The following is a 6082-nucleotide window of genomic DNA, read 5'->3' as shown; positions in this document are numbered from 1 at the left end:
GGGTTTTCTGGGCACAAAAAAGCCGTAACCTGAGTTACGGCTTTAAGATCCGTGGTTAATTCGTTACCCGAGAATTACTTTCTCTTCGACAGATTAACCCAGGTTTGCACTACGGTGTCCGGGTTGAGCGACAGGCTGTCTATGCCCTGATCCATCAGCCATTCGGCAAAGTCTTCATGGTCGGACGGACCCTGACCGCAAATGCCGACGTATTTACCCTGGCGCTTGGCCGCCTGAATCGCCATCGACAGCAGAATTTTCACCGCTTCGTTACGCTCATCAAACAGCTCAGACACCACGCCCGAGTCACGATCCAGCCCCAGGGTTAACTGGGTCATGTCGTTGGAGCCGATAGAGAAGCCATCAAAGTGTTCGAGGAACTGATCCGCCAACAACGCATTGGACGGGATCTCGCACATCATGATCACTTTCAGGCCGTTCTCGCCGCGCTTCAGGCCCTGGCGTGCCAACTCGGCAACCACCGCTTCCGCCTGTTCCACCGTGCGAACAAACGGCACCATGATTTCGACGTTGGTCAGGCCCATTTCGTTACGTACGCGTTTTACCGCGTCACATTCCATCGCGAAACAATCACGGAAGTTGTCAGACACATAGCGACCGGCACCACGGAAGCCCAGCATTGGGTTCTCTTCGTGCGGTTCATACTTCTCGCCACCGACCAGGTTGGCATACTCATTGGACTTGAAGTCGGACAGGCGCACGATCACCCGCTTCGGCCAGAACGCCGCACCCAGCGTAGCGATCCCTTCTGTCAGACGGCCAACATAGAACTCGACCGGATGGTCATAGCCCTGCATCAACGCCTTGATTTCCGTTTGCAGCTCTGGGGTCTGCTGATCAAACTCCAGCAACGCCTTCGGATGCACGCCAATCATACGGTTGATGATAAATTCCAGACGGGCCAGGCCCACACCTTCATTCGGCAAACGCGCGAAATCGAAGGCACGGTCAGGGTTACCGACGTTCATCATGATTTTCAGCGGCAGATCCGGCAGCTCGGTTACTTCGGAGCTCTGCACGTTGAAATCGAGGATATCGCTGTAAACGAAGCCGGTATCACCTTCTGCACAAGAAACGGTGACCTGCTGGCCTTCTTTCAGCAGATCGGTCGCGTTACCGCAGCCCACCACCGCCGGAATACCCAGTTCACGCGCGATGATCGCTGCGTGGCAAGTACGGCCGCCACGGTTGGTGACGATCGCCGCGGCTTTCTTCATGATCGGTTCCCAATCCGGGTCGGTCATGTCAGTCACCAGCACATCGCCCGGCTGAATACGATCCATCTCGCTGATGTTATGGATGACCTTCACCGGGCCTGCGCCAATGCGATGGCCGATGGCACGCCCTTCCACCAGCACCGGGCTGGTGGCGTTAAGCTGATAGCGCTCCATGGTTTGCTCGTTAGAGCGCACGGTTTCCGGACGGGCCTGTACGATCAGCAATTTGCCGGTATGACCGTCTTTTGCCCACTCGATGTCCATCGGACGACCGTAGTGTTTTTCGATCAGGATCGCCTGGTGTGCCAGCCCCTGCACTTCTTCGTCTGTCAGAGAGAAACGATTGCGTTGCTGCTCTGGCACATCTTCAATTTGTACCTGCTTGCCGTGATCCTGCGATGGCGCATACACCATGCGGATTTTCTTCGACCCCAGGTTGCGACGTACGATAGCCGGGTTGCCTCTCAGCAGCGTCGGTTTATGCACATAAAACTCGTCAGGGTTGACCGCGCCCTGCACCACCATTTCACCCAAGCCGAAGGCGGAAGTGATAAACACCACCTGGTCAAAACCGGATTCGGTATCGATGGTGAACATCACACCCGAAGACGCGAGGTCAGAACGCACCATACGCTGCACACCGGCCGACAACGCCACGCCGCGGTGATCGTAACCCTGATGCACGCGGTAGGAGATGGCACGGTCGTTAAACAGTGAGGCAAACACGTGCTTGATCGCTACCATAACGGCGTCGATACCCTGCACGTTAAGGAAGGTTTCCTGCTGACCGGCAAAGGAAGCATCCGGCATGTCTTCTGCGGTGGCAGAGGAACGCACGGCGAATGACGCTTCCGGCTCGCCATCGGCCAGTTGCTGGTAAGCCAGGTTAATTTCACGCTCGAATTCCGCATGGAACGGCGTGTCGATGACCCATTGGCGAATTTGCGCGCCAGCCTTGGTCAATTGAGCAATGTCGTCAACGTCAGTTTGATCCAGTAACTGATAGATGCGCTGGTTAACACCGCTTTGCTCGAGGAAATCGTTAAACGCCTGCGCGGTGGTGGCAAAACCGTTTGGCACGGCAACGCCCAAATCGGAAAGATTGGTGATCATTTCACCGAGGGAGGCATTTTTGCCGCCGACACGGTCAACGTCGTGCATGCCGAGCTGGTTGTACCAAAGCACATTACGCAAGTCTGGGCCATTGTTGGACATCGAGACAATCCTTATTGCTATCAGTAGGGTATAGACGGATTTAATTCGCTTGCTTTCTCAGCGCCGCTAAAACGGTGCCGAATCAGACTAGCACAATGATCCATAAGAAATGGAAAGGTGAATCGATCAACCCGGCGAAGAAAGTGGATTTTAGGAAAACTTCCTGAAACGGGAAACCTAGCTGGAATCGTTCCCTTTCGCACTAATAGCTTAAATCTCAACAAATTAAGTATTTTTTAAACTTCAGTTTTAAAAACCCTGTAATCTACCCTGTCTTTGGTGAAAATAGCGCCACCCTGCCGAATAATTCCTCATTAGAAATAAACCTGCATTTTTCATAAAAATTAAAATAGCGTTTTAGCCCGGTATTTTCATGACGGTCGGTTATTCTCTGACCGCCGCAATTGATCATCGACTCTGCCTGCATTATCACAATTTTTTCGCCCGCCCCTTTACCGCAGGTAAATCTGCAGCCCATGATAAGGACAGGCAAACGTGATAATGACGTCACCGTTTCAGGTAAGGAGCCCAGGGTGGAAAGAAGCGTTTTTTATATTTCGGACGGTACGGCGATCACCGCAGAGGTTTTGGGTCACGCGGTGTTGTCGCAATTTCCGGTGAAGGCCACCACCTTTACGCTGCCCTTTGTGGAAACCGAAGCGCGGGCCCGTGGGGTTTGTCAGCAAATTAACGATATTTATCGTGAGACCGGCGTGCGGCCGCTGGTGTTTTACTCGATCATTTCGCCGGAAGTGCGCAATGTCATTACCCAGAGCGAAGGTTTCTGCCAGGATATCGTGCAGGCGCTGGTCGGCCCGTTACAGGGTGAACTGGAAGTGGAACCGACCCCGGTGCCCAACCGTACCCACGGATTGACCGCCAGCAACCTCGGCAAATATGACGCCCGTATCGCCGCCATTGACTACACGTTAGCGCATGATGACGGTATTTCGCTGCGTAATCTCGATCAGGCGCAGGTGATTTTGCTCGGCGTTTCGCGCTGCGGCAAGACCCCCACCAGCCTGTATCTGGCGATGCAGTTCGGTATCCGCGCAGCCAACTACCCGTTTACCGCCGACGATATGGACAATTTGCACCTTCCCGTGGCGCTGAAGCCGTTTCAGCACAAGCTTTTCGGCCTGACCATCGACCCGGAACGCTTGGCCGCCATCCGCGAAGAACGTCGAGAAAACAGCCGTTATGCCTCAATTCGCCAGTGCCGGATGGAGCTTGCAGAAGTCGAGGCGCTGTTTCGTAAAAACCAGATCCGTTATCTGAACACCACCAATTATTCGGTGGAAGAGATCTCGACCAAAATCCTGGATATTCTGGGCATGAGCCGCCGTATGTTCTGATGATAAGATGGCGGGAAAGAAGCGCCCTGCCATCTGTTGTTTATTTCCCCACGGGCCACGTTTTTTGTGCTTTTTTTAGCGGTTTTGATCAACAGAACACAGTTTCTCCGGTTGAATTCATCGGTTTTTACGTTATTGTGATCGCCATCACTTCCCGGCACTCCTGCCGCAGCGAAGAAAAGTCTTTAGAGAAAATCATGCACAAAACAGATGAACTGCGGACCGCGCGCATCGACAGCCTCGTCACGCCGCAAGAACTGGCGGAGAAGTTGCCAATCTCGGCGGAAATCGCGGACAACGTGACTGCCTCACGGCAGCGAATTGAGAAGGTCCTGACCGGCGAAGACCGTCGCCTGCTGGTGGTGATCGGCCCTTGCTCTATCCACGATCTGGACGCCGCCGTCGACTATGCCGGCCGTCTGAATGCGCTGCGCATTCGTTACCAGGATCGCCTGGAAATCGTGATGCGCACCTATTTTGAAAAACCGCGCACCGTGGTCGGCTGGAAAGGCCTGATCTCCGATCCGGCACTGGATGGCACCTTCCAGGTCAATCGGGGGATCGAAATGGCGCGTCGGCTGCTGCTGGAAGTGAACCAGCTCGGCCTGCCAACCGCCACCGAGTTCCTCGACATGGTGGTTGGTCAGTACATTGCCGACTTAATCAGTTGGGGCGCGATTGGCGCACGCACTACCGAAAGCCAGATCCACCGTGAAATGGCCTCCGCGCTTTCCTGCCCGGTGGGCTTCAAGAACGGCACTGACGGCAACACCCGTATCGCGATTGACGCCATCCGTGCGGCGCGGGCCGGACATATGTTCCTGTCACCGGACAAACACGGACAGATGACAATCTATCAGACCAGCGGCAACCCTTACGGCCATATCATCATGCGTGGCGGCAAGACGCCAAACTACCACGCTACCGATGTGGTCGCCGCCTGCGACAGCCTGCGCGAATTCGATTTGCCGGAGCAGCTGGTGATCGACTTCAGCCACGGTAACTGCCAGAAATTGCATCGTCGCCAGTTGGAAGTAGCCGAAAACGTCTGCCAGCAAATCCGCGCCGGTTCCGTCGCCGTCGCCGGTGTAATGGCAGAAAGTTTTCTGGTGGAAGGCACCCAGAAAATCGTTGCCGGTCAGCCGCTGACCTATGGTCAGTCCATCACCGATCCTTGCCTGAGCTGGTCCGACAGCGAACAACTGCTGGCGATGCTGGCCGATGCGGTGGACACCCGCTTCTGATCCCATGGCCGGGGCGCCCACCCCGGCTTTTCTGCCCGCCACTCACTCATCTATACTGGTAGCAATTCTCGCAGTTCCCCATGGAACGGATTTGGAGCCAAGGCATGATCCACTCACTGTTATCTATCCCCTGCGTCACACTGCAAGGGGAGCACAAAACCCTGGGCGACTTCCCTGCCCGGGCTTACCTGGTGGTCAACACCGCCAGCAAATGCGGGTTTACGCCTCAGTACCACGGGCTGGAAAATCTGTGGCAGTACTATCGCGATCGCGGCCTGATGGTGTTGGGTTTCCCCTGCAATCAGTTCGGTGCACAAGAACCCGGCGATCCACTGGAGATCGCCAACTTTTGCACGCTGAACTATGGTGTCAGCTTCCCGCTGTTCAGCAAGGTTGAAGTTAATGGCCCGGGCGCGCATCCCCTGTTCAACGAATTAAAACGTCTGGCACCCGGCGTGCTGGGCAGTCAACGTATCAAATGGAACTTCACCAAGTTCTTGCTGACCGCCGACGGCCAGCGGGTGAAACGCTACGCGCCCATCACCAAACCCGAACGTCTGTTTGACCGCATCGAAACCCTGCTGAAATAACCCCGATTTTTACGGGCTGAGTCGTCTCAGCCCGTCTCACATCACCTTCCTGCAAAAAGCTTCCGTCGGTAAGAAAATTTTCCTTGATGTAACCTTTCGTTCACATGATAATGATTCTCACTTTGATATTAATTACTATTTAACGGTCTGTTTTATAAACACATGACGATGGATAATTATAACCGCACCCCGCCTGCCCAAGCAGCTCACCCCGCTGAAAGCGGCCTGGTTTCGCCTCCTTGCTATGACAGCGCGCAGCTGCTTGATGCCGACGGCGTGGCAATCATCATCCATCAGGGCCAGCGCTATCAGCTGCGGCAGACCAAAGCCGGGAAATTGATCCTGACCAAATAACGCCTTCCCCCTCAACGCCAGCCACCCCGATCGTTTTTGATCCAGGCAGCCAGCAAATCTATTGATATGTTTAAAACATACGGAGA

5 protein-coding genes are annotated in these 6082 nt (G+C 54.7%); 4 read left to right on the top strand and 1 reads right to left on the bottom strand.

Annotated features, from left to right (window positions below; genetic code table 11):
- Positions 1–74 precede the first annotated feature (74 nt).
- Entirely contained in the window at positions 75–2453 is a 2379-nt protein-coding gene (ppsA, locus tag BEI65_RS25110) for a phosphoenolpyruvate synthase (protein WP_099065558.1), read from the bottom strand.
- Positions 2454–2986: 533 nt separating this feature from the next.
- Between ppsA and BEI65_RS25100 the strand changes: the two genes are divergently transcribed.
- The 4 genes from BEI65_RS25100 to hemP all read left to right on the top strand — a co-directional run bounded on the left by BEI65_RS25100 (position 2987) and on the right by hemP (position 5996).
- Positions 2987–3808: a pyruvate, water dikinase regulatory protein gene (locus BEI65_RS25100; RefSeq protein WP_085116558.1), complete on the top strand. Its 822-nt coding sequence runs from the start codon at positions 2987–2989 to the stop codon at positions 3806–3808.
- A gap of 197 nt (positions 3809–4005) precedes the next feature.
- Positions 4006–5052 (top strand): 3-deoxy-7-phosphoheptulonate synthase, encoded by a 1047-nt coding sequence (locus tag BEI65_RS25095; protein WP_099065563.1) that lies wholly within the window; start codon positions 4006–4008, stop codon positions 5050–5052.
- Between the two features lie 104 nt (positions 5053–5156).
- Positions 5157–5642 (top strand): glutathione peroxidase, encoded by a 486-nt coding sequence (locus BEI65_RS25090; protein WP_099065557.1) that lies wholly within the window; start codon positions 5157–5159, stop codon positions 5640–5642.
- Between the two features lie 162 nt (positions 5643–5804).
- A complete protein-coding gene (hemP, locus tag BEI65_RS25085) occupies positions 5805–5996 on the top strand; it encodes a hemin uptake protein HemP (protein WP_369804786.1) in 192 nt (63 codons plus the stop codon).
- The last annotated feature ends 86 nt before the right edge of the window (positions 5997–6082 follow it).

The organism is Serratia sp. BW106 (genome assembly GCF_002607755.1).
Classification (GTDB): domain Bacteria; phylum Pseudomonadota; class Gammaproteobacteria; order Enterobacterales; family Enterobacteriaceae; genus Serratia; species Serratia proteamaculans.
The sequence above is the reverse complement of the archived record's forward strand: the minus strand, read 5'-3'. Positions and strand labels throughout refer to the sequence as shown.